General features: G+C 26.1%; 2 protein-coding genes. Both read left to right on the forward strand.

The genetic code is table 11. The features are described from left to right. The first annotated feature begins 61 nt into the window (after positions 1 to 61). On the forward strand, positions 62 to 1,195 hold the full coding sequence (locus Q4P18_RS07000) for an ImmA/IrrE family metallo-endopeptidase (protein WP_303337249.1): 1,134 nt from the start codon (positions 62 to 64) through the stop codon (positions 1,193 to 1,195). Next, positions 1,195 to 1,659: a DUF4411 family protein gene (locus Q4P18_RS07005; protein ID WP_303337251.1), complete on the forward strand. Its 465-nt coding sequence runs from the start codon at positions 1,195 to 1,197 to the stop codon at positions 1,657 to 1,659. The genes Q4P18_RS07000 and Q4P18_RS07005 overlap by 1 nt, the downstream gene beginning before the upstream one ends. Positions 1,660 to 2,168: the final 509 nt, after the last annotated feature.

Here is a 2,168-nt window from a genome sequence, read left to right on the forward strand (position 1 = left end):
TAAACATATTTATTAACTGAAATTAAATTATAAATATGGAAAAGATAAAGGTTTGATAATTATGGATACTAGGGCAAAAGTAAATCCTGAAATGATGAAATGGGCGAGGGAACGTGCAGGATTTACAAATGGTTTTGAAGATACATTACCTGGAGATATTAAATCCAGTTATGAATTATGGGAATCTGGTGAAAGAAGTCCAACTTGGAAACAATTAAGACATGTTAGTAAAAGGTATTGTCTTCCAACAGCATTTTTCTTCAGGTCTCATCCAATTGATTTTGAGGAAGATCCAGTATTTATAAATTATCGTAAACTAGATAATTTGGATTATTCAAATAAATCTCCAGATTTAATTAAAAATATTAGAAAATCTGAAATTAGAAGAAATATTTTTGTTGACCTTTTAGATGAATTAAATGAAGATGGTGTAACTTTTGAAAAATTTTCTGGAAAAATAAATAAGATGAATATAATTAATCATATTCGAAAAGTTTTGAATGTTTCATTAGATGAACAAAAAAAATTATCTAAAGATTCAGAACATTATTCTGTTCTTAATTTTTGGAAAGAAAAATTTAATGAAAAATTAGGCATATTAATTTTTGAAACAAAAAATGTAACTATTGAAGAGATGAGAGCATTATGTATTTTCTATGATAAAGCACCAATAATATTATTAAATGGAAAAGATAGTGTTAATGGTCGAATATTTTCATTATTTCATGAATTAACTCATTTATTATTGGGTGAAAGCGCAATATGTGATGAAAAAGATATTTTGAAAGAAGAAATATTTTGTAATGCTGTAGCTGGAGAGTTCTTAGTTCCTTCAGATGATTTGAATAGAGAATATTTTGAAGATTTTTCAGATAATGCATTGAAAAAATTATCTAACTTATATGGTGTCAGTACTTATGTAATCATAAGAAGATTATTGGACATTAATAAAATTAGAAAACAAGATTATGATTCTAAAGTTGAAGAAATTGGAAATAATTATAAATCTAAGAAAAAAGGGTCTGGGGGAAATCATCTGAATAATCAGATAAAATATTATAGTAAACCATATTATAGATTAGTTTTTGATGCATATGATAGAGGTAAAATTAATTTAGCTGATTTTATGAATTATACTAATCTTAAAGGAAAAGATATGCCCGAATTACAAAAAAGAATATATGGGGGAATATAATGAAATATTTGATTGATACATCATCAATTTTTGATTTAAGAGATTATTATCCTCCAGATATTTTTCCTTCTATTTGGGAGCTTATTTTTGATATGTTTGATGATGGGACAATGTTTTCTGTTCAGGAAGTATTCAATGAGTTAAAAGATTTTCAAGAGCCCTGGGAAAAATATAATGATTCTTTTATTGAATTGCCTGAATCTAAATTTGAAAATTTAGAGTATATTATGTCTGATGAAAAATTTGAAGTGTTTCAGAGACAGGGTTTAAAAAAGAGTAATGAAGAGAATTGGGCTGATCCTTATTTAATTGCATGTGCTATGGGTGATGAGGATATTTCTATTCTTACTGAGGAATCTGTTGAGAATAAAGCTTTAAGTAAAATTCCTTATGTTTGTAGTGAGGTTGGGGTTAATTGTGTTAATCTTCTCGCTTTTATGAAGGAAAGGGGACTTAGATTTTAATTTTCCTTTTTATAATTTTTTGTAAGTTTAAAAATAAAATTAGTTTTTTATATTAAAATTAATGCTAGTTGTATGTAGCAGGATTAGTGCATACAACATCCCATCAGCATTAATAATTTAATTTGAATAAAGAGTACGCATTATAATTTTTTCTTACTCCATCGAAGAGAAAATAGTAAGACTGAGAATACCTTTTGAAGAATGGAGTTGAGGATATTTTTAATTATAATTATGTTATAGGGTCATATTTAAAACTTACTTTTTATGCATGATTTTTGTTACTCAGTTTCAATTTACAGTGTCAACTTTTTTACACTTGAAATTGTACCTCTTACCCGTGGTGTTTATTAAGTATTTAATACAAATGTTATAACTAGATATCAAGAAAAAAAAGACCAATAGCTTTTTTCACTTGATGATCTGTGAAGTATACCAAAAAAAAGTAGTAACTATTTTTATGAAAAATAGTTTATTTTTTTATATGGGAGAAAATTTCAATGAGTGAATTT

Source organism: Methanobrevibacter sp., assembly GCF_030539665.1.
Classification (GTDB): Archaea; Methanobacteriota; Methanobacteria; order Methanobacteriales; family Methanobacteriaceae; genus Methanocatella.

Coding starts and splice junctions, on each gene's coding strand:
- Q4P18_RS07000 (WP_303337249.1), top strand. CDS start 62: ATGGATACTAGGGCAAAAGTAAATCCTGAAATGATGAAATGGGCGAGG.
- Q4P18_RS07005 (WP_303337251.1), top strand. CDS start 1,195: ATGAAATATTTGATTGATACATCATCAATTTTTGATTTAAGAGATTAT.